Annotated in this window: 29 protein-coding genes and 2 pseudogenes; 15 read left to right on the top strand and 16 right to left on the bottom strand. The window is 53.3% G+C overall.

The features are described from left to right. The first annotated feature begins 37 nt into the window (after positions 1–37). A complete protein-coding gene (locus ACPW75_RS20880; RefSeq protein ID WP_162543689.1) occupies positions 38–229 on the top strand; it encodes a hypothetical protein in 192 nt (63 codons plus the stop codon). Between the two features lie 25 nt (positions 230–254). On the opposite strand, the pseudogene ACPW75_RS20875 reads toward ACPW75_RS20880, so the two are convergent. Continuing rightward, positions 255–680 (bottom strand): annotated as a pseudogene (locus ACPW75_RS20875) (integrase core domain-containing protein); the annotation flags it as partial. On the opposite strand from ACPW75_RS20875, the gene ACPW75_RS20870 reads away from it, so the two are divergent. The 8 genes from ACPW75_RS20870 (at position 658) to ACPW75_RS20835 (ending at position 5,875) form a co-directional block, all read left to right on the top strand. Continuing rightward, positions 658–939, top strand: a complete 282-nt coding sequence (locus tag ACPW75_RS20870; protein WP_199916166.1) for a hypothetical protein — start codon at positions 658–660, stop codon at positions 937–939. The pseudogene ACPW75_RS20875 and the gene ACPW75_RS20870 sit on opposite strands and share 23 nt — an antisense overlap. A 216-nt stretch (positions 940–1,155) precedes the next feature. Next, positions 1,156–1,467, top strand: a complete 312-nt coding sequence (locus ACPW75_RS20865; RefSeq protein WP_077097939.1) for a BufA1 family periplasmic bufferin-type metallophore — start codon at positions 1,156–1,158, stop codon at positions 1,465–1,467. Between the two features lie 18 nt (positions 1,468–1,485). Next, a complete protein-coding gene (locus ACPW75_RS20860; RefSeq protein ID WP_081398616.1) occupies positions 1,486–2,388 on the top strand; it encodes a DUF692 domain-containing protein in 903 nt (300 codons plus the stop codon). Continuing rightward, positions 2,385–3,158, top strand: a complete 774-nt coding sequence (locus ACPW75_RS20855; protein ID WP_077097937.1) for a DNA-binding domain-containing protein — start codon at positions 2,385–2,387, stop codon at positions 3,156–3,158. The genes ACPW75_RS20860 and ACPW75_RS20855 overlap by 4 nt, the downstream gene beginning before the upstream one ends. Before the next feature lie 8 nt (positions 3,159–3,166). Next, the gene (locus ACPW75_RS20850; protein ID WP_077097935.1) at positions 3,167–3,652 is read left to right on the top strand and encodes a DoxX family protein; all 486 of its coding nucleotides are present in this window, start codon (positions 3,167–3,169) and stop codon (positions 3,650–3,652) included. Positions 3,653–3,699: 47 nt separating this feature from the next. After that, positions 3,700–4,152, top strand: a complete 453-nt coding sequence (locus ACPW75_RS20845; protein ID WP_077097933.1) for a carboxymuconolactone decarboxylase family protein — start codon at positions 3,700–3,702, stop codon at positions 4,150–4,152. Between the two features lie 31 nt (positions 4,153–4,183). After that, positions 4,184–5,191, top strand: coding sequence for a protein-methionine-sulfoxide reductase catalytic subunit MsrP (msrP, locus tag ACPW75_RS20840; RefSeq protein ID WP_077097931.1), 1,008 nt, complete (start codon positions 4,184–4,186; stop codon positions 5,189–5,191). Between the two features lie 30 nt (positions 5,192–5,221). Beyond that, positions 5,222–5,875: a protein-methionine-sulfoxide reductase heme-binding subunit MsrQ gene (locus ACPW75_RS20835; protein WP_077097929.1), complete on the top strand. Its 654-nt coding sequence runs from the start codon at positions 5,222–5,224 to the stop codon at positions 5,873–5,875. 212 nt (positions 5,876–6,087) lie between these two features. On the opposite strand, the gene ACPW75_RS20830 is transcribed toward ACPW75_RS20835, so the two are convergent. Together ACPW75_RS20830 and ACPW75_RS20825 are read right to left on the bottom strand one after the other, a co-directional pair. Further along, positions 6,088–6,294: a zf-HC2 domain-containing protein gene (locus tag ACPW75_RS20830; protein WP_077097927.1), complete on the bottom strand. Its 207-nt coding sequence runs from the start codon at positions 6,292–6,294 to the stop codon at positions 6,088–6,090. Next, a complete protein-coding gene (locus ACPW75_RS20825; RefSeq protein ID WP_077097925.1) occupies positions 6,294–6,911 on the bottom strand; it encodes a sigma-70 family RNA polymerase sigma factor in 618 nt (205 codons plus the stop codon). Before ACPW75_RS20825 ends, ACPW75_RS20830 begins: the two co-directional genes overlap by 1 nt. A 254-nt stretch (positions 6,912–7,165) precedes the next feature. Here ACPW75_RS20825 and ACPW75_RS20820 point away from each other — a divergent pair, with 254 nt between their 5' ends. Continuing rightward, on the top strand, positions 7,166–7,540 hold the full coding sequence (locus tag ACPW75_RS20820; RefSeq protein ID WP_077097923.1) for a NirD/YgiW/YdeI family stress tolerance protein: 375 nt from the start codon (positions 7,166–7,168) through the stop codon (positions 7,538–7,540). A gap of 153 nt (positions 7,541–7,693) precedes the next feature. Here ACPW75_RS20820 and ACPW75_RS20815 read toward each other — a convergent pair whose 3' ends face one another. Beyond that, complete coding sequence (locus tag ACPW75_RS20815) at positions 7,694–8,674, bottom strand: IS5-like element IS5 family transposase (RefSeq protein WP_042011362.1); 981 nt, start codon at positions 8,672–8,674, stop codon at positions 7,694–7,696. A gap of 377 nt (positions 8,675–9,051) precedes the next feature. Between ACPW75_RS20815 and ACPW75_RS20810 the strand changes: the two genes are divergently transcribed. Further along, positions 9,052–9,393: a DUF6216 family protein gene (locus tag ACPW75_RS20810; protein WP_425904346.1), complete on the top strand. Its 342-nt coding sequence runs from the start codon at positions 9,052–9,054 to the stop codon at positions 9,391–9,393. Here the strand turns inward: ACPW75_RS20810 and ACPW75_RS20805 are convergent. From ACPW75_RS20805 to ACPW75_RS20775, 7 genes and pseudogenes are all read right to left on the bottom strand, one after another. After that, the gene (locus tag ACPW75_RS20805; RefSeq protein WP_223955009.1) at positions 9,331–10,593 is read right to left on the bottom strand and encodes a hypothetical protein; all 1,263 of its coding nucleotides are present in this window, start codon (positions 10,591–10,593) and stop codon (positions 9,331–9,333) included. The genes ACPW75_RS20810 and ACPW75_RS20805 overlap by 63 nt on opposite strands. A gap of 216 nt (positions 10,594–10,809) precedes the next feature. Then, positions 10,810–11,172 (bottom strand): annotated as a pseudogene (locus tag ACPW75_RS20800) (hypothetical protein); the annotation flags it as partial. A gap of 13 nt (positions 11,173–11,185) precedes the next feature. Further along, positions 11,186–12,118 carry a TniQ family protein gene (locus ACPW75_RS20795; protein ID WP_077096345.1) on the bottom strand — a complete coding sequence of 311 codons (933 nt, stop codon included), beginning with the start codon at positions 12,116–12,118 and terminating at the stop codon, positions 11,186–11,188. After that, complete coding sequence (locus ACPW75_RS20790; protein WP_077096344.1) at positions 12,109–13,089, bottom strand: TniB family NTP-binding protein; 981 nt, start codon at positions 13,087–13,089, stop codon at positions 12,109–12,111. Before ACPW75_RS20790 ends, ACPW75_RS20795 begins: the two co-directional genes overlap by 10 nt. Then, positions 13,082–15,031 (bottom strand): Mu transposase C-terminal domain-containing protein, encoded by a 1,950-nt coding sequence (locus tag ACPW75_RS20785; RefSeq protein ID WP_081398605.1) that lies wholly within the window; start codon positions 15,029–15,031, stop codon positions 13,082–13,084. Before ACPW75_RS20785 ends, ACPW75_RS20790 begins: the two co-directional genes overlap by 8 nt. Next, on the bottom strand, positions 14,985–15,734 hold the full coding sequence (locus ACPW75_RS20780; protein ID WP_081398604.1) for a TnsA endonuclease N-terminal domain-containing protein: 750 nt from the start codon (positions 15,732–15,734) through the stop codon (positions 14,985–14,987). Before ACPW75_RS20780 ends, ACPW75_RS20785 begins: the two co-directional genes overlap by 47 nt. A gap of 166 nt (positions 15,735–15,900) precedes the next feature. Then, the gene (locus ACPW75_RS20775; protein ID WP_077096342.1) at positions 15,901–16,278 is read right to left on the bottom strand and encodes a helix-turn-helix domain-containing protein; all 378 of its coding nucleotides are present in this window, start codon (positions 16,276–16,278) and stop codon (positions 15,901–15,903) included. Between the two features lie 307 nt (positions 16,279–16,585). Between ACPW75_RS20775 and ACPW75_RS20770 the strand changes: the two genes are divergently transcribed. Genes ACPW75_RS20770 through ACPW75_RS20755 form a run of 4 tightly spaced genes read left to right on the top strand, consistent with a single transcriptional unit; the run spans position 16,586 to position 19,394 of the window. After that, entirely contained in the window at positions 16,586–16,903 is a 318-nt protein-coding gene (locus ACPW75_RS20770) for a hypothetical protein (RefSeq protein ID WP_077096353.1), read from the top strand. 19 nt (positions 16,904–16,922) lie between these two features. Next, complete coding sequence (locus tag ACPW75_RS20765; RefSeq protein WP_077096341.1) at positions 16,923–18,134, top strand: PfkB family carbohydrate kinase; 1,212 nt, start codon at positions 16,923–16,925, stop codon at positions 18,132–18,134. Next, a complete protein-coding gene (locus ACPW75_RS20760) occupies positions 18,131–18,736 on the top strand; it encodes a 7-cyano-7-deazaguanine synthase (RefSeq protein WP_077096340.1) in 606 nt (201 codons plus the stop codon). The genes ACPW75_RS20765 and ACPW75_RS20760 overlap by 4 nt, the downstream gene beginning before the upstream one ends. Next, positions 18,714–19,394, top strand: a complete 681-nt coding sequence (locus ACPW75_RS20755) for a nitroreductase family protein (protein ID WP_077096339.1) — start codon at positions 18,714–18,716, stop codon at positions 19,392–19,394. Before ACPW75_RS20760 ends, ACPW75_RS20755 begins: the two co-directional genes overlap by 23 nt. On the opposite strand, the gene ACPW75_RS20750 is transcribed toward ACPW75_RS20755, so the two are convergent. The 5 genes from ACPW75_RS20750 to dnaN all read right to left on the bottom strand — a co-directional run bounded on the left by ACPW75_RS20750 (position 19,329) and on the right by dnaN (position 25,645). Beyond that, entirely contained in the window at positions 19,329–20,162 is an 834-nt protein-coding gene (locus ACPW75_RS20750) for an 8-oxoguanine DNA glycosylase (RefSeq protein ID WP_077096338.1), read from the bottom strand. The genes ACPW75_RS20755 and ACPW75_RS20750 overlap by 66 nt on opposite strands. Beyond that, positions 20,162–20,839, bottom strand: a complete 678-nt coding sequence (locus tag ACPW75_RS20745; protein ID WP_077096337.1) for a DNA adenine methylase — start codon at positions 20,837–20,839, stop codon at positions 20,162–20,164. The genes ACPW75_RS20750 and ACPW75_RS20745 overlap by 1 nt, the downstream gene beginning before the upstream one ends. A 188-nt stretch (positions 20,840–21,027) precedes the next feature. Continuing rightward, the gene (gene gyrB, locus ACPW75_RS20740) at positions 21,028–23,439 is read right to left on the bottom strand and encodes a DNA topoisomerase (ATP-hydrolyzing) subunit B (protein ID WP_016348869.1); all 2,412 of its coding nucleotides are present in this window, start codon (positions 23,437–23,439) and stop codon (positions 21,028–21,030) included. Further along, entirely contained in the window at positions 23,436–24,539 is a 1,104-nt protein-coding gene (gene recF, locus ACPW75_RS20735; protein ID WP_017410490.1) for a DNA replication/repair protein RecF, read from the bottom strand. Before recF ends, gyrB begins: the two co-directional genes overlap by 4 nt. Positions 24,540–24,541: 2 nt before the next feature. Then, positions 24,542–25,645 carry a DNA polymerase III subunit beta gene (gene dnaN / locus ACPW75_RS20730; RefSeq protein WP_011704048.1) on the bottom strand — a complete coding sequence of 368 codons (1,104 nt, stop codon included), beginning with the start codon at positions 25,643–25,645 and terminating at the stop codon, positions 24,542–24,544. Between the last annotated feature and the right edge of the window lie 50 nt (positions 25,646–25,695).

Genomic DNA, 25,695 nt, shown 5'->3' with positions numbered 1-25,695 from the left:
GTCCAGATAAGTCGAGATCTGGCAAAGGATGATGAATTTGTCTGAAAAACAAAACCTACACTTCGATGTCAGTACTGGCCTAAAACGTGTGTTGGGTCGGGAACTCATTACTGATGACGAAGTCGCGATATTCGAACTCGTCAAAAATTCATTCGATGCAGGTGCAGACAGCGTGCAACTGTACTTCGGCGATGAAGCTATTGTCTGTACAGACCTAGTTATCACCTGACACCGGCCTCAAACCGGTGTCTTGTTTACGCTACTTTAGTGCGCACTTCCTTCGGTATCAATTTCAGACCCTTCTTGAACATGCTGTAAGGCGTCTGTCCCTCCATCATCCTGCCCTGATGTGGCCGCTGGGTGTTGTAGTGTTCCAGGTAGCTATCCAGGTCTGTCTGCATCTGTTCTACCGACTCATACCAGGTCGTCCTCCCCTTGATACGGAAGTGTTCATCCAGCAGTGTGCGATGCAGCCGTTCGATAAAGCCGTTGCTCTGCGGCCTGCGTACCTTGGTTGTCCGGTGCTCAATCCCCTCCAGTTGCAGGAACAGCTCGTAGGGATGGTGGTCAGCTCGTCCACAGAACTCGCGCCCGTTATCCGACAGGATGGTATAGACCCGTGCCTTGTGGGCCTCGAAAAACGGCAGTACCGTTTCATTGAGCACCCCCGAGCTCAACAAGCTGCATCTGCGCAACCGGCAGACGTTACCGGCGCCCGGCATCACCACTATCAAGGAGGCCAAAGCCAAGCTGCTTGGCCGCTGGCAACCGCATCACCAGGTGACCATCACCATCAGCCACCCCGAGTACATCAATCTCGGTCGGCTCTACCGAGGGCGCTTAGCAACCCTGGCAGAACTCCCGGCACACCTGACCCAACTGCGGCTGCGCCACAACGTGCCCGGCACCCACATCCGTATCCAACTGAGGTATCGCTAATCATGAGCACGACAAACGAGCATACAACTCACTCCGGTCTCATGGGCCTAATCATGACCCGTCAACATGAACTCAAAAGGGCCTCGCTAACACGCTAGCACAAAAGATCGAAATATTTTTGGGTTTCACTGTAATGATTCGCCCTCTTTAAACGACTGATGCTTAGGAAGGCGCTTTTGCCATTCCTCAATCAATCGATATCTCAAGGAGAGAAACATGAGCAATACTCGCAACCTGACCGCTTCCCTGGCCTTGGCTCTGACAGGCGCCATCGCAATGGTGACTCTGCCTGCACACGCCGAAACCAACACCGCCGACAAACCGGCCATGGAAAAATGCTTCGGGGTTTCCCTCAAGGGAAAAAATGATTGCAAAGCCGGAGCCGGGACCAGCTGTGCCGGTACCTCTACCAAGGACTATCAGGGCAATGCTTTCAAAGCAGTTGCGGCTGGCACCTGTACCACCCTCAAATCCCCCACCTCCCCGACTGGCCATGGTCAGCTGGAAGCCTTCACCGAAAAGATGTAACTCAAGCGGAGCAATTCCATGCCGACCCGTCACAATATGATTGACCGAGGCGGTATCTCCAGGCCAGCGGCAAGTTTGCCGCTGGCCTGCGGGATAGGGCTCAAGCCTCAGCATGCCAGCCAGCTGGTCCAGCAACCTGCAGACATCGGATTTGTCGAGATCCACGCCGAAAACTACCTGGTGGCAGGCGGCCCCTTTCACAGGCATCTTACCCAGGTCCGGGAGCATTATGCACTGTCGGTGCATGGCGTCAGCATGTCGATTGGCGGGGCTCACGCGCCAGACCGGGAACACCTCAAGTCTGTAAGCCAACTCATGGCTCGTTACGGAGCCGCACAATTTTCCGAGCATCTTGCCTGGAGTGGTCATCACCCCTCCTACCTCAACGACTTGCTGCCCTTCCCCTACACGCCTGCCAGTTTGCTGCGCGTATGTGAACACATAGATCAAGCCCAAGAGGCCTTGGGCCAGGCCATATTGGTGGAGAACCCGGCGACCTATGTCTCATTTGTGCAAACCGAATACAGCGAGACCGACTTCATCGGTGAAGTGCTGAACCGCACCGGCTGCGGTCTGCTGCTGGATGTCAACAATGCCTGGATCAGCGCACAGAACCATGGCCGCGATGCCGTTGCTTATATAAAGCAGTTGCCCATGAGCAGAGTGGGCGAAATCCATCTGGCGGGCCATAGCACAGAGCAAGACAGTCTGGGAGCCCCCCTGCTGATCGATAGCCATGATCGCCGGGTCTCCGAGGAGGTGTGGGCGCTGTATCGCTTTGTCATAGAATTGGCCGGCCCCAAGCCAACGCTCATCGAATGGGACCAGAACGTTCCAGAATTGGCGATGCTGCTCGATGAGGCGCGCCTTGCATCCCAATGCTGGCCTGCCACCGTTTGTCCGCGAGGAGTGATGTCATGACTTGGTACGATGAATGGTGCCAGGCACTGCTCAGCCCAGGGTCGCCAGCCCCCGCTGGCTTGTCGACTTGGAATGGCTCCGACCCGGCGCAGCGCTTTGCGGTCTATCGCAACAACGTACTCGTGGTGTTGCGAGATGCCCTGGCAGATACGTTTCCGGCCTTACGTGATCACCTCGGGCACAGCACCTTTGCTGACCTCGCCCTCGACTACGTATGCCAATATCCCCCCCACAGCCCCATCCTGGCTGACTATGGGCACAGCTTCCCCGACTGGCTCGTAAAACAGCAGGTGCTGCGGCAATTGCCATCCTGGTGCCATGAACTGGCTAGATTGGAACGTGCTTACGTCGACAGTTTCCACGCCGCCGATGCCGAGACCCCGACACTGGTCGACTGGCAGCATCTTCTGGCCGACGAGCAGCGCCTCGTCCATTCCCGACCGCAGTTGCACCCCTCACTCCATCTGATCGAGGTGCAACACGAGATCCTGCCACTCTGGGCAGCCAGTCAGGAAGCGGCTCGCCTTAGTCATCCCCTTGATCTGGAAGATGAACGGCCAACGCCGAACCTGCGTTTCCATACCTTGTGTGTCCTGCGTGAGGAGGAAGAGGTTGCAGTGGTCGTGTTGAGCCAAGATGCCGCACTCGCTCTCAAGCGGATAGCCTCGGGCTCATCGTTGGCAGAGGCACTCGCCGATATTGATGACGAGCCGTTACGTATCCAGCTGCTTGCCCACTGGATCCGCCTGCCACTATTCTGCGCACTATAGGAGTCGATATGAACGCAGTACTTCGCCATTGGAACAATTTCACGCTCAGGTTGGCACAGGCCCCTTATTGGCCATTGGCCCTGCTGGCCCGGTTTTCCCTGGCAGCCTTATTCTGGCGCTCGGGACAGACCAAAATCAGCGGGTTTGCCGTCGACCCGCTCGACGGGACTTGGCAATGGGGTTGGCCCCAACTGAGTGATTCGACCATCTACCTGTTTGCCGAGGAGTATCGCCTGCCTCTCCTGGCGCCCGAGCCCGCTGCCCTGCTGGCAGCCCTGATGGAGCACCTGCTGGCACTGATGTTACTGCTGGGGATCGGTAGTCGCATCGCCGCCATCGGTTTGTTGGTCATGACGGCCATCATCCAGCTCTTTGTCTATCCCGATGCCTATCCCACCCATGGCCTCTGGGCTGTCGCCCTGCTTGCGCTCATCGTCAGGGGACCTGGTTTGGTATCGGTTGATCACTGGCTGGCACACCGCTTCAAATCCTGAATTCATCAATAAAAACATATCTATCAATTGTTTTGTGGAAACCTCTTATGTCCGAAAGAATCAATCTTGGTAAATCTGCGCCAAAGCTGTACCAAACCCTCGTTAGCCTCGACCAGCTTGCGTCTGAGGCAGTCACATCCGCTGGTATTGCAGAAGGCTTTTCCCACCTGTTGGTATTGCGTGCATCCCAGATCAATCAATGTGCGTATTGTGTCAGAGTGCATGCTCGCGACGCCCTTGCAAGCGGGGAGACCATTGACCGCATCAGCGTGCTACCGGCATGGAGAGAGACGAGTTACTTCAATGAGAAAGAGTGTGCAGCTCTGGCACTTGTGGAAGCAATAACGCTGGTTGCTGATGGACAAGTACCGGATGCAATTTACGACCATGCTACCGCCATCCTTTCCCAAGAGGAACTGTCAGCGATTGAGTGGCTTGCGATTGTCATCAACGCTTGGAACCGCATTGGTATTGCAAGCCGTTATCCTGTCAAACCATAGAAATGTACCCTCATAGCTCCGGGAGATTTTCATGTTAATCAAGCGTTCTGCCCCCCATCACCCCACCGAGCGGGATGTCACCCCGGAATCCGTCTATCAGGATCGTCGCCTCATCCTCAAGGGGCTGGGATTGGGCGCCGCAGCTACTCTGACCTTCCCGACCAAGGCCAGTCTGCTAGATCTCTTCCCCACCGAGAAACCGGTGCCGGGCCCCGCTACCAAGGCGCTCAACTACCGGGCTGCCACCCGGTCTGAGGGGATGATTCTCACCCCGTTGGAGAAGGCGACCACCCACAACAACTTCTATGAACTCGGCACCGACAAGGGAGATCCGGCGCGCAATGCCCACTACCTCAAGCCCGAGCCCTGGACCCTGAAGGTGGAGGGGGAGGTGGCCAAGCCCTTCACCCTGGATGTGTGGGATCTCATCAACAAGACTGAACTGGAGGAGCGGATCTACCGGCTGCGCTGCGTGGAGGCTTGGTCCATGGTGCTGCCCTGGAGCGGTATTCCGCTGGCGGAGATCATCCGCCGGGCCGAGCCCACCAGTCGTGCCAAATTCGTGGCATTCGAGACGCTCTATGATCCGAAGCAGCTGCCTGGTCAGGCCTCCAGCAGTCTCGGCGGCGGCATCGAGTATCCCTATGTCGAAGGGTTGCGTATCGATGAGGCGATGCACCCGCTCTCCTTCCTAGCGATGGGGCTCTATGGCAAGACGCTGCCCGCCCAGAACGGGGCGCCCATCAGGCTGGTGGTGCCATGGAAATACGGCTTCAAGAACATCAAGAGCATCGTCTCCATCCGGCTGGTGGAGGAGATGCCACCGACGACCTGGAATCTGCTGGCACCGAACGAATATGGCTTCTACGCCAACGTCAACCCGCAGGTGGATCACCCGCGCTGGAGTCAGGCCAGCGAGCGTTTTGTCGGCGAAGGGGGCATCTTCGGTGCCAAGCGTCAGCCCACCCTGCTGTTCAACGGCTACGGGGACGAGGTGGCCTCCCTCTATCGGGACATGGATCTGAGAAAATGGCATTGAGCGGCCAAGGCAAACGGTGAAACCAAACCTATGACAATCAAACTGACAGCACGTCATATCACTCTGTTGCGGGCCCTGGTACATCTGGGTTCTCTTGGCTTCCTGCTCTGGCTTGGGCTTGCGATACCGGCTGGCCTGCTGGGTGGAGATCCGATACAAGGGTTGACCCACTACCTCGGCAAGGGTGCCCTGCACCTGCTACTGCTCACCCTGCTGGTGTCACAGCTTGCCAAGCACTGGCGGCAGGGGCAGCTCTTCAAGCTGCGCCGCCCCCTCGGGCTCTGGTGCATGGCCTGGGCCGTGTTGCATTTTATGGTATGGCTGGGGCTGGATCTGCAGTTTGACTGGCGGCTGATCGGCGGCGAGCTGGTGAAGCGCAGCTATATCGTGGTTGGAGCCATCGCCCTGCTGCTGCTGCTCGCCTTGAGCATAACCTCAATCCCGGCCCTGTTACGAGCCATGGGACCGAGCTGGCAGAAGTTGCACAACTGGATCTACGCGGTGGCCCTGCTGGTGCCTGTGCACTACTGGTGGTCGGTCAAGAGCGGCTGGCAAGAGCAGCTCATCTATCTCCTGCTGGCTTGCGCCCTGCTGGTGCCCAGGCGAGAGAAGCTGCTGCGCCCTTGGCGTAGGTGGCAGCAGAAACGCCTGAGAACCCCGCTCAGGGATGGGGATCGCAAGTGATTGCCCATTAAACTCAGTCATCAAAATTAAACAGTACTCACACATACTCAAAAGCCTCGTGAGGGCTGACCTGTATTGCAACCATCACGCTTCGTTCGACATTGTCGTTGAGCTGAAATCAGTCCCACGAAACGAAAGGCTGAGACTCATGGGCAATCACGAAATAAAAATAGCCGGAATTGCCGGCCATTTTGGTTTATGAACGCAGGTAGTCAGTCCTTGAACTCACCGGGATCGGCATCGCCGCCCTCACCCTGAGCATAGATACGGCTGATGCGGCGCAAAACCGGCATCTGCTGGCTAAACTGGCGGCACCCCCGGCACATGCCTAGATGTACTTTCAAACGGGCCTGCTCCTGCCAAGTCAGAGGGCGATCCATCGCCTCAGATAACAAACGGGTTGCTTGCAGACAATTCATCAAAGTACCTCCTGTTCAAACCAGTTAGATTCCAGGCAATGACGCAGGCGTAGCCGTGCCCGATGCAGCATGACATTCAGGTTAGTAGGGGTGACTCCTGTGGCCTCACAGATCTCGGCTGTTTCCAGCTCAACGAATTCACGCATCATGAACACCCGCCCCTGCGCTTCCGGCAGATTTGCCAGACAGACTTCGAATACTCGCCAGAAATGATTATCCTCAAGCTGAGCATCCGGACAATGCCAACGGGCAGGTCGCTGAACAGGCTGCCAGTGATGGTTTTGATTGAACAGCTGCTCCAATAACGCCTGATCATCACCGTCTTCTTCACCAGTCTGACCCTGCATCTCACTCAGCCGGATCCAGGGGGGAGATTGTCGCAGTTGGTTAGCTATTTTGTTCTTGAGGATGGCAAACACCCAGGTGCGCAACGATGATTGCGCATGAAATCGATGCCTCGCTTGCAAGGCTGCGATCATCGCCTCCTGAACAGCATCTTCAGCCAAGTGAGTATCTCTTAGCTGTAAACAGGCAAAACGCAGCATCTGAGCATGCAGATCGATAATGTCTGTGTCAGAGACGCTATCAACTGGGAAGTCGGATTTCAAATTAGCCATAAGGTTTTCTGTTGGTTATCAGGGGCGCCTTTTCGCATCTAGCGCATCCAAAGATGCGCTGCATTCTACGCTAGTAGGAGCATAACACTGAAGATCGTTTGGCCCCCTGAATATGCGCTTCATCTTCTATGCTCACAGATAATCAGCCCTCGCCCAAGGTCATCAGCCCCCTCTACCGATAATCGACATATATTCACGAATGCTTCACGTGAGTGAACGGATGATGAGCTTATTCACACAATGGAGAAAATGACATGAAAGCGATGACGACTGCCGCACTGACCCTTTTGACCACCCTGAGCCTGCCCAGTTGGGCTGCCTATACCGGGCCCGAGCACAATGTGTCCGCCAATCAGGTTAAGTCACAGCGGGACGAGTCCTGGGTTACCTTGCAGGGGAAATTGGTGAAACGCTTGGGGGAGGATAATTATATCCTGCGCGATGCCAGCGGTGAGGTGATGGTGGATATCGACGAGGATGCGTGGCGTGGTCAGGCAGTGACGCCGAGCGATACCATTCGAGTCAGCGGTGAGGTGGACAACGACTGGAACGAGGTCAAAGTCAATGTGGAGACGCTGGAAAAAATCGGTGCCGCCCCGGTGAATAAAGGCGGCTTCAGCAATCAGTGAATGCTAAGGAAGGTGCGAATAAGCGGGGAAATTCTTCTCGGCTGACTCAGTCATTTCATTTCTTCATGTTTGAGCCGATTTTTTCTCCCGTAAATGCCTTGAATCAGCCTATTTAGACCGTTTCTTCGCCATTTAAGGCGTTATTCCCAGTTTTTAGTGAGATCTCTCCCACTGACGTATCATTTGGTCCGCCCGAAACAGGTTGGCCAGCGTGAATAACATCGCCAGTTGGTTATCGTTTTTCAGCAACCCCTTGTATCTGGCTTTCACGAAGCCGAACTGTCGCTTGATGATGCGAAATGGGTGCTCCACCTTGGCCCGGATGCTGGCTTTCATGTATTCGATGTTGATGGCCGTTTTGTTCTTGCGTGGATGCTGTTTCAAGGTTCTTACCTTGCCGGGGCGCTCGGCGATCAGCCAGTCCACATCCACCTCGGCCAGCTCCTCGCGCTGTGGCGCCCCTTGGTAGCCGGCATCGGCTGAGACAAATTGCTCCTCTCCATGCAGCAGATTACCCAGCTGATTGAGGTCATGCTCGTTGGCCGCGGTGGTGACTAGGCTGTGGGTCAGGCCACTCTTGGCATCGACACCAATGTGGGCCTTCATGCCAAAGTGCCACTGATTGCCTTTCTTGGTCTGATGCATCTCCGGATCGCGTTGCTGCTCTTTGTTCTTGGTCGAGCTGGGAGCCTCAATGATGGTGGCATCGACCAAGGTGCCTTGGGTCATCATGACGCCTGCTTCGGCCAGCCAGCGATTGATGGTCTTGAACAATTGGCGGGCCAGTTGATGCTGCTCCAGCAGGTGGCGGAAATTCATGATGGTGGTGCGGTCCGGCAAGGCGCTATCCAGGGATAACCGGGCAAACAGACGCATGGAGGCGATTTCGTACAGAGCATCTTCCATCGCGCCATCGCTCAGGTTGTACCAATGCTGCATGCAGTGAATGCGTAGCATGGTTTCCAGCGGATAAGGTCGCCGGCCACTACCAGCCTTGGGGTAAAACGGCTCGATGACTTCCACCATGTTTTGCCATGGCAGAATCTGCTCCATGCGGGACAAGAAAATCTCTTTTCTGGTCTGACGGCGCTTACTGCTGAATTCACTGTCGGCGAAGGTAAGTTGATGACTCATGATGAACCCTGTTCCATGGCTCCAGATGACAAACATGATCTCATATCAGGGACTTGTTCGCACCTTCCCTATTACCTCAAACAGCATCGGTTATATACAAGTACACTTGGAATTATTTGAGTCTCAAAAAATGAGGGGATCAGTAAGGGGTTGAAACGGTTCTTTGCTCACAAACCCAGTCATGATTTTGAGGAGGTCGGATCACGTGTTGCTCTGTCGATAAGGATTCAATGTGACCCCAACGACCTGTTCTATGATGAAACTTTATTTTCACTACGCTGGGCAACACTGGGCAGTTATCCACAATTATGATGATACTTTATCTATAGATAGCAGGCTGACCATCCAATAAGGTCAATGGGTTCGTTGAGCATAAAATGATGAAACTTTATTTTCATCCCACAGAGTCAGCAGCTAAAGAGACTCAATTAAAGACCGAAACCATCGCCAGCATTTGCGATTCGTTCACCAATGCAGCCGACGCGGCACGTATCGACGAGATTATAAAAGGTCAAAAAATATTCTTGGTGTTTGCTCTCCAGTTCATAATCTTTGCAATTTCGTCATTCACTGAGATCTTCCGAAGGCTGACGGCTGTTGAAACAGCTGCGTATCTAGCCAATAGGAAACGGATCAAGGCCGAAGCCAACGAACAATCATCCAGCTCCAACGCTCGAAATACAGAGCCCACGCAAGAAACCTCTGAGGTTGCTAGCTAGGTACACCTTCTGCCGCATCTGCTGATCCCAAACAGCATCAATCGGCTGAATCCCCCGAGAAGCCAAGTCGTTCATCACACTGGCCGAACTCCGACCGGCTTCTCGGGCCAGGTCACGCAGCAAGACATACTCCGAGCAGAACTTGTCTATCGAGTGCTGGCTGACCAGTTGCCCCGACGAATGGTTGCTGGAATATGTTTCAAGAAGACCTGTATTGGCGAGCTGGTAAGCAAACTCCTGATGAATCCCCATACGCTTCGCGGCTTCGGTTATCGAAAAGAGCTCAGAATCGGAAGATCGCTCCCGATACCAATCTTCGAACTGGTGACTATCGAAAACCAGCTCCCGGATTGTTGGCTTTGAGCTCGACGCATATGCACCCAACAAGCCCTGTTTGATCGCCTCGATGATGATCACCAACGGCTCTTTCACCCCTGCTCGAAACCGCCTCAGCGCCTGATTCATGGTCATAGCCTCGAGAGGTGCTGAACTGCTGTGAGCAAGCGACTTCAGAAACCCGGACAACTGCGCCATTGAAAAGGCCCAAACGCCCCTGGAGGCAGATCCTGGAGCCTTCTGGTATGTGATATATCCATTCTGGCGTAGCTGTCCGAACTGCTTCTTGGTAACGCCGAGATAGTCAGCCGCATCCTTAGCTGTTAGGGAGTTGGCCAGCCATTCCTTAAGCCTCACCACGTCCGGCTTCCACACCAGTACCGATTCTCGCTTTGGCCCCTGTACTGACATACTGCGTACATCATCATCCGCAATAGCACGCCTCATGTGGGATTTGGGAACTGCGAACTCCCGGCAAGCAGCTTGCAGCGCGAGCCATGGGTGGGACTGGATGGTTCGATCCTTGAAGAGTGAGTTCCGGCGGCTCAAAGCCTTTGGCCAGTGCTCATTGAGATACTGTTCCAGCAGTTGCTTGTAGGGGTCGAAGCAGCCATCCTCAAAAGACCCGTAGAACGCTTTATAGAATCGACTTAGCCGCCGTTCTCCTTGCTCAGAGGCGCTCACCGAAAAGGATGTGTCGAGGAACTTGGTAAAGCCCTCGGACCCACCAAACAGCGCATCTGCTACTTGGGTCATCACGTCGGCTGACGTATCCATATGAAGCACCCTCGTGTCGATGCCGGTCTTACCCATACCGTCACGACCGACAAAACGAGCAAACAACAGAATGAGCTCTGATCGCATTTGGAGATCCAGGTTGTGCCCTGCGGCTATCAAAGCCCTTGATACGGAGCCTTGCTCCAACCATCCTTGCTGTCGTCTCACAGCTTCTGGGGCCAGGCACAGGGCTGATTCAGATAGATCTGCACCACACTTACAAAGCTTGGTACTGCGAGCCTTGAACAGCATTGGGCTGTTACAGGCCGGACAGGTATCTCTAAGCCAGCCTCCATGTTCAGCACACACCACTGACGCTTTCAGATGCCACGCAGCCTTCCATCGTTGCGTTTCCCTGATACAGACGGGGCAATAACGTAAGCGACCCAGGCGGTGGCTCTGATCGACCAAACAAACCGCCGCCGAGATCGATGACGTTTCTGTCCCCCAACCAGTCCAACCCACTCCTGCGAGCAGGTCATGGTACAAATGCAGCTCCGATAGTCTCGGTAGTTGCCCCACTGCGCACATCCAGCGGGTAGAGCCATAGCAATTCAGTTCCGCCAAGCGAACCAAATAACCTATCGGTGACTCGTCCGGGCAGCTGGCAGGATAGATCGGAGGGTATATCAATGCACAGCCGTGACTTATGACTGGTGCCCGCATACCCTCCAGGCCCTTACTTCGGGTCATGCGGCAGCACCTGCCACTCGGCGTACTCCCATAGGTCGGCGATATCGGATGACCGGCCCAGTTCCTGGTCTAAGGCCTTTCTCAGATACACCCAGTAGCTGAGAGCCTGGTGCTTCAGAGTGTCGAAGCACGGTTGTGGAAAGTCGATATTCAGCCGCAGAACAAACTTCAATATGAGAGATGTGTAATACTCGGGACTATCTAGCTGAGACAAGCGGAACAGAAAGGTATCCAACCCCTCAGGCTGAAACAGCAGCTCAGCGGCATTCACAAGGTGAATCCGCGCCGTGCCGCACTGCTTCAGCTCGCGATTGAAGTTATGCACCGTGAGCTTCGGATAGTCTAACCAGTTACACAACAAGCTGATCAGCGCGGTCCGGGCCGGGTAATCCAGACCGTGTTCCATGGGGAGTATCGAATACGCTCCGTCCGGCACAGATCCTTCATCCAGGAACAGCTGCATTTGCTCGATGGGACTATCGATTATCTCCGCAGGCGCGTCAGCTAACCGCGCACCACAGGCACAGTACGATAGGTTCGTTGATGCCAATGGGAGCCGGGAATGACAGCTTGGGCACCGATCAACCAGCCAGATTTGGTGCTTGGTGCAAGCGCAGGATACCCAGCTTTGCCAAGCGCTACGCCAATAGCCTCTCTCCGCGATGCAAAGCGGACAATATCTGAGGTGTTGGGTATTCGCACCAACGGCACTAGCTGTTGGCTGACTACCTGCCCAATCAGCGGCTGATAGCTCAGCAACGGAGAGCGCGGGGGTTTGAAGTACGCATCGTGACGACAGGTTCCTGAATAACCAGGTTGGGCTTTCGTACTGATTCAGTTCCGCCAGACGCTTCAAATATCCATAAGGCAGTTCGTCCGGGAAGCGATCTGGATGCAGCGGTGGTTTGATCAACTCCATGACTCTCCTCCTGTCTTGGAAGCCCGTACAGCAGAAGCAGGCTCGAACAGATTAAATGGCATTCCGGGGCTATCGAGCCGCTTCCAACGGAACCCATCATTGAAGGGGTTCAGCGCGCCCTTACCTTCGTGCCACACCCAATCGACAAATGCCCTTCCGAGTACGGAGCGATCGATGGCTGGCACGGAGTGCTGAGTAGCCCAGGCGTAGCTCCCCGTCATCAACCGAACGACGTAATCGATAATGCCATTTGTGGCGAAGTGGAAACGTCTTAACAGGTCGCCATCCAGCTGCAAGGGCCTCTTTAAACCAAGCTTTTGATCGAAGTGGGTAATTACACCAGCAAAGATCGACTGTTCATGCGGCGATTCGATGGAGAACGGATTCAACTCTAGGCGCCGCCCATAGCGACGTCTCAGTTGCTCGTTTACCTGGAGGATCTGTTCACAGCGCGGAAGGCCCATCAGCACCGTCGAGACCTGGGACTGATCAATCAGTGTCTTCAACCAATCCGAAACCTCCAAAGGCGCTCTGCGGCGGCCTCGGTCGATGAAGTGCTGGAGTTCATCCACAATGATCAGCCGCACCTGCTTCTCTTTGATTAGGTTGAGAATCCGGTTTGTTTTGTCGATAGCAGACCCGCGCATAAAACAGGGTTCCCCCAACTGAACCAGCATCGCTTCTGCCATATTGCGTATGGTTGGCTGCGATGGTGTATCCACACAGAGCACAGGCAGTAACTCGCGGTCTGGCAGTAGTTCGGGTGGGTACTCATCGAATATCAGGGACTTCAGCGTCGACTTGCCGGTACCGGACTGGCCGACGCACAGCAGATGCTGAGGAAACCCTACCTGGGCACTCATCAAGTAGGCATCCCGAATAGCATCGAAAGCCGTCTGGCATTGAGGGTGGAAGATCACAACTTTTCGGAGTTCAGCGATTTTCTGATGGATGTTTAGGCTGTCAGTCATCGCCTTGCCCCCTCGTCACCACCTTGAAGTTCAGGGGCTCGAAGAGTGACTCAGCAGTCGTATCAGACTCCTTGGGGCGCTCCAGTGCCGGGTTTGAGCTCCAGGAAGGAGGAACAGGCATGGCGTCCCTGGCGGCTTTCTTACGTTCGCGAATCAGCTTGTTGCGGCTCAGATCCTCAATCTTCTGCTGGAACCTGGCCTTGCTCTCCAGTAGCGCCTCCTCGTCCTGTTCATCCAGTCCGCGCTGCTTAGTGTCCTTCAGGATCTGATCGTGTTGACGTAGCGTCAGGCCTTCCGCGTAGTCAGGGTTGGTACAGGGCACATGGATGTAATCCCCCTGCAGCTCGTCATAAACCCATACCGCGCCCATATCTTCCGGGTCGTAGCGCACCGACACGTCATACCGGGCGTTCGAGCGTATGCGCAAAAGCCCAAGTTCCGCCGAGTTATAGAACAGGTGATACACCTGAACGCCCTGATGGGAAAGTCGGCGGGTCGTTTCCTTGGTGAGGATCAAGTTCAGCTGCATCAGGCTCTCAGGCAACATTGGCTCCACCATACCGAGTCCATCCTTCCACATCGCTGTTGGCATTCGATGCGTGGCTCTGTGCACCTCTTGGTGGTAGATATCGATAACCCACTCATGGATAAGCGATTTCAGATCAGCCAGAGTGATCCGTGCCATGTCGGCGGAGTTGTAGTCACCACGATGCACAATGTTAGAGAAAGTGGTGCCAGGGATACGGTGGCAGACCGCTCGGTTTAACGTGCCTAAAAAACGCTCCACGGCCCCTTTGTAGTGGGGTTGCTGCTTGGGGCAGAACTGAAGCTCAATATTGAGCTCGGCGCAGACGCGCCTCAGTTGATGGGAGTGAAACTCCAAACCGTTATCGCAGATCAGAGTGTGAGGAATCCCGTACGCTGGCCATTCATAGCAAATATCCGGGTAATGCTCTTTAACGTAGGCTTTGGACAGAATCGCGTGACGTAAGGCCCTCATCACCGACAGCTCTGAGGGCGGCTCAAACCCGATGGAAAAACCCAACACCATACGTGAGTGACGGCACAACAGGAGGGTCAGGGTAGGTCGGCCATCCGCCAGACCTGTCCGCTCGTTAATAACAATCACATCCAGAGGGGTATGATCGACCTCGACCCTTTCAAGAATGTGCTGTGTAACCGCCCCGGCGCCGGTTGCCCGAAAATGCTTATCGGCGGCTCGCTTCCCTTCTCTGGCTGCCATGGCATCGTATTTATCGATCTGATCTACGATCCGGTAGAACTGGGCGCGGCTCGGAATCTTTATCGGCTTGAGCCGCTCCGCATTAAGCTCGTTGATACGGTGGCGAAAAGCATCGTAGACAGCCTGTATGGGTAGCTTTTCCCTAGAAAACCATAAGCGCTCAACGAGTGCATGAAGTTCATCCATCATGTCTTTGGAGAATTTTCTTTGAGTAGAAGGCTTTTGGTATTGGGGGGCCAAACACATCAGGTCTTGGCCGGATTCTAGCCACCGCCTCCACCAACGATAAACCGTTGTCGCGCTAGGGGGCCTGATTTCCCCAATATTAGCGGAAACAGTTTCGATAACGGGCCCCAGACCTGCCGCTTTAGGCTCCTTCCCAAGCCGACTGATGGCCTCCTTGATGTATTCGTACTTACGCAGAACCTCTTCGCGCTGTGACTTGGATAACGCCTTTAAATCGCGTGAAGGTCGGGAGCTCAATCCAGCATCGGAATTCGACTCCCGGTTGTTGGGAGACTCAATGCTCAGCTCTCCTGCTGCCAGTAAAGCGGCCAATTCTGGCTTAGTCTTAACAAGAACTCCGCCATCGGACAGCCGCTCCAGGTAGCACTCTCCTGATACCAGAATCCTATCGATGCGGTATCGCGTGCTATTCAAAGTCAGGCGCAGTCCGGTATGAAAAGAGGCAAGTTTCATGGCCGATACCCTCCGGCGAATGCAATGTGGTAGTAGGAGAAAAAGGAGTGAGAAGATCGACGTGCAGGACTTGCTGGGCAATCAGCGCATAGACCTGTGTTGGTGAGTTCAGTAGCTCGGCTAATTGTTCGAAAGTGACGGAACCTATAGCACGGAGCCAATGCCCAATTCGCAACCACACCTCATCAGGTACATGGACACGTTGATGGGCCCTGAGTAACTTCAGGTTACGTTGTAAGGTCGGGTGGTGAAGTTCTATATCCGTGATAACGCCAAATTGTTGGCCGTGCATCTCCCAAAATCTTGCAACCTGCTGAAACCGTCTTTTGACAGAATGACCTTGGAGCTTGGCAAAAGGCTTAACCTCCAAGTACATCGATCTGCCGTCATGAAACCTCAGCTCAAAATCAGGGGTATAACGCCGCATTTGACCATCGCTTTCGAAGTAGATAGTGATCGGCTGTTCTCGATAACTCACCACATCAGCTGAAAACTCAAATAGAGCGCAAGCTTTCTGCTCCAGTTGTGATTCCCAGGCAACGAGTCGGTTGTTCTTCGTTGACGGGTAGAACCCGACAACTCGCCCAGTTGTCGGCCGAACCGGCTCACGAACGCGAACATCTTTACGTTGTCGCACAGATTTTTGGCATAGCTTCGCCTTCTGCCTTGTGCCAAACGGCACGACAGTGTTCTTTGAAGACATAAGTTCCCCTTACTCTGACGAGTAACGAAGTTAACTAACTGGATTAATGTCTAGGCAGGCAGATTGACGCCAATGGAGCAAGTGGAGATACTTAGATTTCTCAAGTCGTGAGTATCATTACTTGCGCCAAATAGCGGGACAATCCACCCGGTGCGTCCCGTTATATCTACATTGCAATCCCCTCCTGAGAGTTGACCCCCAAGCCAATAACCTTCCGTATGATCAGTACCTGGTCTTCATTCAGCGTACCTAAGTGATTTCGTAAATCGTGGACCATTTCAAACTCATCTTGAGACATACCTTCGGGCAAACGGAACGTCATCTCTGATAGTTCAACAGAGCGCCACAGCCCTTCCTGCTCATTTCGAGATAAGTTCAAGTTCTTGATTAGCCGATTGAGCACTTCTGCCGATGGTGGCCCCTTACGCCCTCGCTCAAGAGTGCTTACATAGCATGGATTGATGCCCATCAGGTCCGCGAGCTGCTTTTGCTGAATGCGACGACTACGCCGGAGATTTTCAAGATAGATACCAAAAGGAGTCATAAACACACGGTCCAAATTTGTGTATTTATTGTCCAGAATATAGGAAAAGTCACTCGAAAACCAAACTAAAAAAAAACAAAAAAATACATAAAATCAATGATGTACACATTGATTATCAAGATCACATATTTTGAATCTCCACACCAAGTAATCCTTGCCATGGACAAATGAGGACATAAGTCACCAATGGCTACAGAACCTCATGATTAGATACGCTTTTTATCATTATGGCGGTGTGATCATAGTCTTACATCATTGTTCTGTGGTATAGAAAAAGACTCCAATTGAGTAGCAAAAGGGAATGCAAATGTCTGGATCTGGTGGTAGTTATTTCGGCCCCTCAACTCCTGCAACATCATGTCAGGCGCTTCAATTTGACGCACAACTTGCCTCACCAAAAGCACAGGTAGTTACACAATTAACTATCGGTCACCTGCTCGATGTAGCTTTTCAGAATGGGAATCAACAAGTCGTTGTTGCCCTTTGGAACGGGCAGGAAGCAGGAGGCATTGTCGGCCCAAATCTTGCCCAGCTGCGTAACTGTATGAGCCAAGGAGAACAATTCCAGGCAAAAGTACTTTCTGTAAGTGGTGGCCAAGTCCGTCTTAGGGTTTACCACGTCTAATCAGGAGCAAGGAGATATCATGATTACTGTAGTTGGGGGAGTCTACCGGGAGAGATGCATGCGTCCAGCATGGGATGATATCTACGGCTCTGCAGGGAGGGCTGCAACTGCAATCTCCCGTTTTGGTGGGCAAGTTGAATTGCGCGCTTGTTTAGACAAAGACACTCAAGATGTTCTTGATGCTCGCGCAATGTTTGAAGGATTTAAGTTAAACTCATCACTCACAGATTCTAACTTTACATTTGAGTATATTCATGGGCTGTCCACCCCGGATGTTTTGGGTGAAAAAAATTCTAATTTTAAAATAGAAATTTGTTCCGAAAAAGTTCTCCGGTTTGGCATGATTGATGGAACCGCTGTAGTTAATGCCAAGTATGCCGTCTTCGACCCACAGAATGCAGATTGTCCAGAATCATTTAAAAGTAATGGTTCTACAGCTGAACATTTAGCTCTCGTCTTGAACCGCTACGAAGCTAATTTATTAATGCCGGATTCTAGTATCATGTCAGTAGAAGAACTGGCAATTAAACTTGCTAAGCAAGAGGGAGCTGAAGTTGTCATTATCAAAATGGGGCCGCAAGGTGCTCTAGTTTACGAAAAAGGAAATATTACTACCGTACCGGCCTATAGAACTAGGAAGATATGGAAAATTGGCTCGGGTGATACATTTGCAGCCCACTTTGCTCTTGGGTGGATGGATAATGGTCTATCAGCTCACGCTGCTGCTGAAAAAGCCTCTATTGCAACAGCTTTCTATTGCGAACACCAAGGGTTTCCTGACCAAGAACTATTAAAGACTTACTCCCCTGATCCTTTAGTCCCTTCTGCCCGTTATTGCGATGGCTATACTCCAAATGTTTACCTAGCAGGCCCATTTTTTACTCTTGCAGAACTGTGGATGGTTGGACAGGCTCGTAGAGATCTTCTAGCAATGGGATTGGATGTGTTTTCTCCTTACCACGATGTTGGAATTGGCTCCGCCGAAGATGTTGTAGAAAAAGACCTGGAAGGCATACGGAAATGTGATGTTCTATTAGCAATAGGAGATGGTCTTGATTCCGGTACTATCTATGAAATTGGCTATGCAAGAGCTCTAAATAAACCGGTTATTTTCTATGCCGAGAATGAATCAGTTCAAGATAAAAAAATGATAGAAGGTTCCAACTGTTACATCACTGATGATTATGTGAGTGCAATCTACCACACTGTTTGGGAAGCAATAGTACTATGAAGACTGGACTTTTACTTTCTGGTGGTATGGATTCCGTTGCTTTAGCATGGTGGAAAAGACCAGATATGGCTTTCACATTAAACTATGGCCAACTAGCAGCCCAAGCAGAAATAGATGCTGCAAAAATAATTTGTCAGGAACTAAAAATCCCTCATCAAGTAATTGAAATTGATTGCCGGCAGCTCGGCTCTGGAGATATGGCTGGTTGTAAACCAGATCACCTAGCACCAGCTTCAGATTGGTGGCCATATAGAAACCAGATGTTAGTTACATTAGCAGCCATGAAAGCTATCGCTTTTGGTATCACTCATCTTTGGTTAGGTACAGTTAAATCTGATGGCCTCCACAAAGACGGAACGCCAGAGTTTATGTCAGCAATCAGCCATTTATTGTCTATGCAGGAAGGAGGTATTGTTGTGGAGGCTCCTGCGATCGAACTTACTACTTCAGAGCTGGTTCGTAAATCTGGGATACCTGCAAATCTACTGGCATGGGCGCATAGTTGTCATAAATCACATATAGCGTGTGGCCACTGCCGTGGTTGTAATAAGTATATGGAGGTATTTCAAGAGGTAGGATATGACTTGGATCGACTTGGGTGACCCACATCCGAAACAAAGTGTTAATAGATATGACCCAATCGTGTGGGATGTGGGCGAGAGCCTTCAACTTCCTGAGTGTTCAGAAGAGCTTATATGGCCATTTAATGAGGTCCTGAATCAGAGGTTCTCAAAGCGAGATTTTGATTATTTGGATGAAAAGCGCCTTGGTTCATTTCTGTGGAATGCCTGTAGAACTCGAGGGATTGCTGTGTCGGAGCTTGGCTTCGATTTAGAGCATCGATCTTCTCCTTCAGCCGGAGCTATTCATCCAATACACATTATTATTAAGCGCCCTGAAGATTCTCGTTGGTGGTTATATCAACCACAAACACATTCAATTTTAGAAATAAAGCAAGCAGACTGGAAACTTGCCCCCCTTTATAAGCATAGTTTAACTGTATTGGGAGGCGATAACGCAACACGTATTCTTTTTTTAGCTGAACCAGGTAAAACATTGGGGAAATATCAAAACGGATGTAGCCTAATTTGGCGTGATGCAGGAGTCCTACTGGGTGTTATGGCCCTCACAGCAACAGCACAAGGGCTCAATTTTTGTCCCTTAGGCATTACTGGAGAACCATGGGCAAGCAATCTAGCAGAGCAGGGAAAGTTGGCCGGAGTAGGTCTCGCTCTTCTTGGTTCTCCTCCTTTGACTTGATGCTATTGTCTGACGCCCCATCCCCATTATGCTATGAACTGTAGCAGGAGAAGACATCATCTCCATCCACATGAGAGCATCCAGCTCGGATGCTCTTACCCCTAAAGCTATGCTGAATCGGATAAATTGCTCCTCGAGCTTTAAATAATGTCGTTCTACTGTCAGGTGACTATCAAAGAAATTGCCCAATAATCCAGCTCGAAGAATATGAATATCCAAAATTGCCACATCGTCAGCATCTAGCCAATTACGTGCGACCCATGAAGCAGTCTTGTAACCGATACCAGGAATATCTAGCAGCCAGTTACGCAACGATTTTCCAGTATCGAGTGGTGGTTGTTCTTCAGATAGTCTTCTCAGTGCAGCACAAAGATAGCGAGCCTTCTGTTTGGCAAAACGATATCTTACTTGGCGACCATCAACTTCCAATGGTTCTTTCAACCATTCCAGTAACTTTTCTTCTGAAGGAGGTTTCACTTCAAAAGCACCGCTATTTCTAAGATGGTTAAATGCAGCAATACCTACATTGGCAGGTATCCCATGCCCCCCTAACAAGCAAGCACCAACCTCCTCTTTCAAGGTTGACCCAAGCTTGTAGTTGATACGATCACCTGTTAGACGGCGTGCATATACTTGGTAAGCCCAATAAGCGGGAGTAAGGAACTTCTCTATTGAGCCCCAAGGTACACCAGGAATAACCTCATCTTCAGGTTTGGGTAACTCAACATTAAAGACTGCTTGCCCCATGAAAATTGCACCTAACTGCATTAAGCAACCTCCTCGGCATTACCATAGTGTTCTTGCATCCACTCCAGTAGATCGTGACGCTCAACTGGATCTAGGCTCTGAATACGAGAACGGAGTCTAGCTTGACGACGTTGAATGGTTTGGCGATCTCGAAAAGTCTCCCCCATATAACGACTATCATGCAAACGCACAGGTGGTTCAAAGTTCATCCAGACAGTTTCATCACGCATCTCAACATGTGTCTTAGCAGGAAAGCTAACCTTGTGCCATCCAGAAAGCTCACGATTGTAGAGTTCACAGTCATAGCCAGAGAGCATCACTTTGCAAGGTAAAGTGAGTAAGCATTTCAATAATCGAATATGTTGACTTTCTGTATAGTCACAGCGATATATCTTGGCTCGTCTGCGAGTTTCTGGGACATAAGGTGGGTCCACATATACAAGCTCTTGGCCGTCATAGGTATAGCTTTCAAGGAAAGCTACGGCATCAACCTGGTACAACTCACAAAGACTTGGAAACTGAGTTTTCCAAAGTTCTATGACTGTCGCATCAAGGTCTAAGCCTATGTTCCGCTGCGCAGCTTTTTTGTTGCGCATGACAGCCCCACCACCAAGATGGGATTCGATGTATGTCTGATGCGGAGGCATCAGATTGATCAAGCGCTGATAGCACTTGCCTTTACCGCCTGGATATCTCATATACAAATCATCGTCATTTTTGACGATGATGTCAACTTCGTTCTATTGATAGGCAAACAGTAAGCAAAAAAAGAGAGGGACATAAGTCCCTCTCTTTGGTGCTCATAACCTATTGCATTTTCAATGAGACGCCATTGCACGTATATGAGACGTCATTTCATTTGCAATGAGATCCCACAAGCGCCGAATTAGACGTCGAGGTTGGCCACGCGCAGGGCGTTGGTCTCGATGAAATCACGACGCGGCTCAACGGCATCACCCATCAGGGTGGAGAAGAGCTGGTCCGCACCGACGGCGTCGTCGATGGTGACGCGCAGCATACGACGGGCTTCCGGATCCATGGTGGTTTCCCACAGCTGGTCCGGGTTCATCTCGCCCAGCCCTTTATAGCGCTGGATGTAGATGCCACGCTTGCCTTCGCCCATCAGCCACTCGACCGCTTCGACGAAGCTGGCGACCGGCTTCACCTTCTCGCCACGCTTGATGTAACCACCTTCCTCGATCAGGTTGGCGATCTCCTTGCCCAACGAGACCAGTTGACGGTACTCGGAGGATTGCAGGAAGTCGTAGCTGAGCGGGTATTCGCGGTCGACCCCGTGCTGGCGTACCACGGCGTGCGGCACGAACAGACGGCGCTCTTCGTCGTGGCGTACCTGCATCTGGTACTGGATGCCGTGGTTGCTCTCGTTGAGCACGGCTTCCATGCTCTGACACCAGGCCAGCAGATCGCTCTCGCTGCTCAGCAGCGCTTCGTTCAGCTCCGGCTGATAGATCAGCTGGGTCAGTACGGCTTCCGGCGCGCGGCGGGACATGCGGGTGATCAGGTGAGTCACCGAGCGATGCTGGTTGACCAGACGCTCCAGCGCCTCGCCACCGATGGCCGGGGCAGACTCGTTGACGTGCAGGGTCGCACCGTCCAGCGCCATGGCGGTCTGGTACTGCAGCAGCGCATCTTCGTCTTTCAGATACTGTTCCTGCTTGCCCTTCTTCACCTTGTAGAGCGGCGGCTGGGCGATGTAGACGTAGCCACGCTCGATGATTTCCGGCATCTGACGATAGAAGAAGGTCAGCAGCAGGGTACGAATGTGCGCACCATCGACGTCCGCATCGGTCATGATGATGATGTTGTGGTAACGCAGCTTGTCCGGGTTGTACTCGTCACGACCGATACCGCAACCCAATGCGGTGATCAGGGTGCCCACCTCCTGGGAGGAGATCATCTTGTCGAAACGGGCCTTCTCCACGTTCAGGATCTTGCCCTTGAGCGGCAGGATGGCCTGGTTCTTCCGGTTGCGACCCTGCTTGGCGGAACCGCCAGCAGAGTCCCCTTCCACTATGTAGAGTTCGGAGAGCGCCGGGTCTTTTTCCTGACAGTCGGCCAGCTTGCCGGGCAGACCGGCGATATCCAGCGCGCCTTTGCGGCGGGTCAGTTCGCGGGCCTTGCGGGCCGCTTCGCGGGCACGGGCCGCATCGATGATCTTGTTGACCACGATCTTGGCATCGCCCGGGTTTTCCAGCAGAAAGTCGGCCAGCTTCTCACCCATCGCCTGTTCGACCGCGGTCTTCACTTCGGAAGAGACCAGCTTGTCCTTGGTCTGGGAGGAGAACTTAGGGTCAGGCACCTTGACGGAGATAACGGCAATCAGACCTTCACGCACGTCGTCGCCACTGGCGGCAGACTTGGCCTTCTTGCTGTAGTCCTCTTTGTCCATGTAGGAGTTCAGAGTACGGGTCAGCGCGGTACGGAAGCCCACCAGGTGGGTACCACCATCCCGCTGCGGAATGTTGTTGGTGAAGCAGTAGACCCCTTCCTGATAGGCGTCGTTCCACTGCATCGCCACTTCGACGCCGATGCCGTCCTGCTCGGTGGTGAAGTGGAACACTTTCGGGTGGATCGGGGTTTTGTTCTGGTTCAGGTATTCGACGAACGCCTTGATGCCGCCTTCGTAGCAGAAGTGCGCCTCACGACCGTCACGCTCATCCAGCAGGCGGATGGAGACGCCGGAGTTGAGGAAGGAGAGCTCACGCAGACGCTTGGCCAGGATCTCGTAGTGGAACAGAGTATCGCTGAAGATGGTCGGGCTCGGCCAGAAGCGGACTTCGGTCCCGGTGCCGGTGCTGTCGCCAATCTGCTTGAGCGGTGCCTGCGGCTCACCCAGGTGATAGGTCTGCTCGTAGACATGGCCGTTACGACGGATGGTCAGCAGCAGCTTGTCAGAGAGGGCGTTTACCACGGAGACGCCGACACCGTGCAGACCACCAGAGACCTTGTAGGAGTTGTCGTCGAACTTGCCGCCCGCATGCAGCACGGTCATGATGACTTCGGCAGCGGAGCGACCCTCTTCCGGGTGGATGTCGACTGGAATACCACGACCGTTGTCACGGACGGAGACGGAGCCGTCGGAATGGATCTTGACCTGAATATCGGAGCAGTAGCCGGCCAGAGCCTCGTCAATGGAGTTGTCGACGACCTCGAACACCATGTGGTGCAGACCCGAGCCATCATCCGTATCGCCGATATACATCCCCGGGCGCTTGCGGACCGCATCCAGGCCCTTCAGTACCTTGATATTCGAGGAGTCGTAAGTATTTTCACTCATAGCTTACTCTCTGCCTTCTCTAACGTTTCGGAGATCTTGCCTTGTTCCACGTGGAACAACTTGCAGTCATTCGCATCCATCATGTCTGCGAGCTGACCGGTGTCGATGGCGGTAATGAATACCTGAGACGCACACTGCTTCAGCCTTGCGGCCAGCAACCGGCGCTTGTCGACATCCAGTTCAGAGGCAAAATCATCAATTAAAAAAATACAGCCACGGCTGCTATGTTGATTCAAATAGAGCCCTTGGGCCAGTCGCATGGCACAGACCAGTAACTTCAACTGACCCCTGGACAAAATATCCTGAGCGGGGACGCCGTTCGCCTTGAGTCGCACATCGGCCTTCTGTGGGCCTACTCCTGTGTAACCCAGCGCCCGATCCCGCTCAAACCCCGCCTCCAGCAATTCATTGAGCGGGGTATCTTTTTCCCAGCCTCGATAGAATCCAAGGCTGATATCGAATTCCGGCAAAAAATCCGCCGTCATCTCCTTGATCAGGGGCGTAATGGCCTGACAATAACTGGCGCGAAACTCGGCCAATTCACCGCCCAGCCGTACCAATTCCTGATCCCAGTACGCCAGCTGGCGATACTGGCTGCTCTGACGCAGCAGCGCATTGCGCTGTTTCAGCAACCGACGCACTCGCCCCCACAAGGAGAAGAAGGTCGGCTCCTGATGAAAAACACCCCAGTCGAGCCAGGCACGCCTGGCCTGAGGCCCGCCGGTCAGCAGATTGAAGCCATCCGGATGGATCAACTGCACCGGCAGCAATTCGGCCAGCTCGGCCAGGCGCTGGGCCTGGGCACCGGCGATCTTGAGCTGGGTCTCGCCACTCTTGTCCTTGGCGAGGCCGATGGGCACCTGGCGCCCTTCCAGTTCACACTGGGCAAACAGGGTAAACGCCCGCTCCCCCTGGCGGATGACCCGCCCGGTCAGGTGAGTACGAAAGGAGCGACCGAGACCGAGGTAGTGAATGGCTTCCAGCACGCTGGTCTTGCCACTGCCATTGCACCCGACCAGGATATTGAGGCCGGGCGACAGCGCGAGACTGGCCTGCTGGATATTGCGAAAGTCGCTGAGCTGGAGTTTGACCAGGGACACGACTAGATCCGCATCGGCATTACCACGTACTGAGCATCCTGACTGTCAAAATCCTCAATAATGGCGCTGCTGATGGAATCGCTCAGGCTGATCCGGATTTGGTCACATTTTAACGTATTCAGCACGTCCAGCACATAAGAGACGTTGAAACCAATCTCCATCTCGCCGGCTTCGTATTGTACGTCAAGCAGCTCTTCGGCTTCTTCCTGTTCCGGGTTGTTGGCGGTGATGCGCAGCAGGTTTTCCTGCAGATTGAGACGCACCCCACGGAATTTCTCGTTGGAGAGGATGGCGGCACGGGCAAAGGCCTGGCGCAGATCCTCACGACCGGCGATCAGGGCCTTGTCGCTGTTGCGCGGAATGACGCGGCGCCAGTCCGGGAAGCGGCCGTCCACCAGCTTGGAGGTGAAGATGAAGCCGTCGAGGGCGGCACGCAGGTTGCTGCGGCCGATCTGCAGCCGTACCGGCTTGTCTTCCGCTTCCAGCAGGCGCACCAGTTCCAGCACGCCCTTGCGCGGCAGGATGACCTGATGATCGGGCAGCGATTCCGTTACCACCTCGCGGCGGCAGGTCGCCAGCCGGTGACCGTCGGTCGCCACGGTACGCAGGCCGTGGCCCTCGCTCTCGAACAGCATGCCATTCAGGTAGTAACGCACGTCCTGGCTGGCCATGGAGAACTGGGTGGCATCGATCAGCTTCTTCAGCTCCAGCTGGCCGATGTCGAACTCGAGCACGGATTCCCAATCCTCGATGTTCGGGTATTCGGTAGCCGGCAGGGTCGACAGGTTGAAGCGGGAGCGGCCGGAACGGATGATCAGGCGCTCGCCTTCGGTATTGAGGCGAATGTCCGCCCCCTCCGGCAGACCGCGGCAGATGTCCAGCAGCTTGCGCGCCGGCACTGTGGTGCGGCCATCCTGACTGTCGCTGTTGAGATAGACCTGACCGATCATCTCCACTTCGAGGTCGGTCCCGGTCAGTGACAGCAGACCGTTGCTGACATCCAGCAGCACGTTGCCGAGGATTGGCAGGGTCGGCCGGCCACCGAGGGCACCGGACACCAGTTGCAGAGGACGTAACAGGGCCTCACGGCTAATTTCGAGCTGCATCTGTGCTCTCCGTTGTTATTAGGAGGAAAAGGTTCGGATCAGGTTGGAAT

It is taken from the genome of Aeromonas sp. FL131, assembly GCF_049860615.1.
Taxonomy (GTDB): Bacteria; Pseudomonadota; Gammaproteobacteria; order Enterobacterales; family Aeromonadaceae; genus Aeromonas; species Aeromonas hydrophila.
Note: the sequence above shows the minus strand (reverse complement) of the source record. Positions and strands in the feature narration are given on the sequence as shown.

What these genes read in the sequence shown, in the direction of transcription:
- ACPW75_RS20775 (WP_077096342.1), bottom strand. Translation starts at nt 16,278, where the DNA reads ATGACTCCTTTTGGTATCTATCTTGAAAATCTCCGGCGTAGTCGTCGC.
- ACPW75_RS20865 (WP_077097939.1), top strand. Translation starts at nt 1,156, where the DNA reads ATGAGCAATACTCGCAACCTGACCGCTTCCCTGGCCTTGGCTCTGACA.
- ACPW75_RS20785 (WP_081398605.1), bottom strand. Translation starts at nt 15,031, where the DNA reads ATGAAACTTGCCTCTTTTCATACCGGACTGCGCCTGACTTTGAATAGC.
- ACPW75_RS20790 (WP_077096344.1), bottom strand. Translation starts at nt 13,089, where the DNA reads ATGACTGACAGCCTAAACATCCATCAGAAAATCGCTGAACTCCGAAAA.
- ACPW75_RS20850 (WP_077097935.1), top strand. Translation starts at nt 3,167, where the DNA reads ATGAACGCAGTACTTCGCCATTGGAACAATTTCACGCTCAGGTTGGCA.
- ACPW75_RS20810 (WP_425904346.1), top strand. Translation starts at nt 9,052, where the DNA reads ATGATGAAACTTTATTTTCATCCCACAGAGTCAGCAGCTAAAGAGACT.
- msrP (WP_077097931.1), top strand. Translation starts at nt 4,184, where the DNA reads ATGTTAATCAAGCGTTCTGCCCCCCATCACCCCACCGAGCGGGATGTC.
- ACPW75_RS20825 (WP_077097925.1), bottom strand. Translation starts at nt 6,911, where the DNA reads ATGGCTAATTTGAAATCCGACTTCCCAGTTGATAGCGTCTCTGACACA.
- ACPW75_RS20845 (WP_077097933.1), top strand. Translation starts at nt 3,700, where the DNA reads ATGTCCGAAAGAATCAATCTTGGTAAATCTGCGCCAAAGCTGTACCAA.
- ACPW75_RS20745 (WP_077096337.1), bottom strand. Translation starts at nt 20,839, where the DNA reads ATGAGATATCCAGGCGGTAAAGGCAAGTGCTATCAGCGCTTGATCAAT.
- ACPW75_RS20765 (WP_077096341.1), top strand. Translation starts at nt 16,923, where the DNA reads ATGATTACTGTAGTTGGGGGAGTCTACCGGGAGAGATGCATGCGTCCA.
- ACPW75_RS20835 (WP_077097929.1), top strand. Translation starts at nt 5,222, where the DNA reads ATGACAATCAAACTGACAGCACGTCATATCACTCTGTTGCGGGCCCTG.
- ACPW75_RS20755 (WP_077096339.1), top strand. Translation starts at nt 18,714, where the DNA reads ATGACTTGGATCGACTTGGGTGACCCACATCCGAAACAAAGTGTTAAT.
- dnaN (WP_011704048.1), bottom strand. Translation starts at nt 25,645, where the DNA reads ATGCAGCTCGAAATTAGCCGTGAGGCCCTGTTACGTCCTCTGCAACTG.
- ACPW75_RS20750 (WP_077096338.1), bottom strand. Translation starts at nt 20,162, where the DNA reads ATGCAGTTAGGTGCAATTTTCATGGGGCAAGCAGTCTTTAATGTTGAG.
- ACPW75_RS20770 (WP_077096353.1), top strand. Translation starts at nt 16,586, where the DNA reads ATGTCTGGATCTGGTGGTAGTTATTTCGGCCCCTCAACTCCTGCAACA.
- ACPW75_RS20815 (WP_042011362.1), bottom strand. Translation starts at nt 8,674, where the DNA reads ATGAGTCATCAACTTACCTTCGCCGACAGTGAATTCAGCAGTAAGCGC.
- ACPW75_RS20855 (WP_077097937.1), top strand. Translation starts at nt 2,385, where the DNA reads ATGACTTGGTACGATGAATGGTGCCAGGCACTGCTCAGCCCAGGGTCG.
- gyrB (WP_016348869.1), bottom strand. Translation starts at nt 23,439, where the DNA reads ATGAGTGAAAATACTTACGACTCCTCGAATATCAAGGTACTGAAGGGC.
- ACPW75_RS20820 (WP_077097923.1), top strand. Translation starts at nt 7,166, where the DNA reads ATGAAAGCGATGACGACTGCCGCACTGACCCTTTTGACCACCCTGAGC.
- ACPW75_RS20780 (WP_081398604.1), bottom strand. Translation starts at nt 15,734, where the DNA reads ATGTCTTCAAAGAACACTGTCGTGCCGTTTGGCACAAGGCAGAAGGCG.
- ACPW75_RS20860 (WP_081398616.1), top strand. Translation starts at nt 1,486, where the DNA reads ATGCCGACCCGTCACAATATGATTGACCGAGGCGGTATCTCCAGGCCA.
- ACPW75_RS20795 (WP_077096345.1), bottom strand. Translation starts at nt 12,118, where the DNA reads ATGGAGTTGATCAAACCACCGCTGCATCCAGATCGCTTCCCGGACGAA.
- ACPW75_RS20760 (WP_077096340.1), top strand. Translation starts at nt 18,131, where the DNA reads ATGAAGACTGGACTTTTACTTTCTGGTGGTATGGATTCCGTTGCTTTA.
- ACPW75_RS20805 (WP_223955009.1), bottom strand. Translation starts at nt 10,593, where the DNA reads ATGCGATCAGAGCTCATTCTGTTGTTTGCTCGTTTTGTCGGTCGTGAC.
- ACPW75_RS20830 (WP_077097927.1), bottom strand. Translation starts at nt 6,294, where the DNA reads ATGAATTGTCTGCAAGCAACCCGTTTGTTATCTGAGGCGATGGATCGC.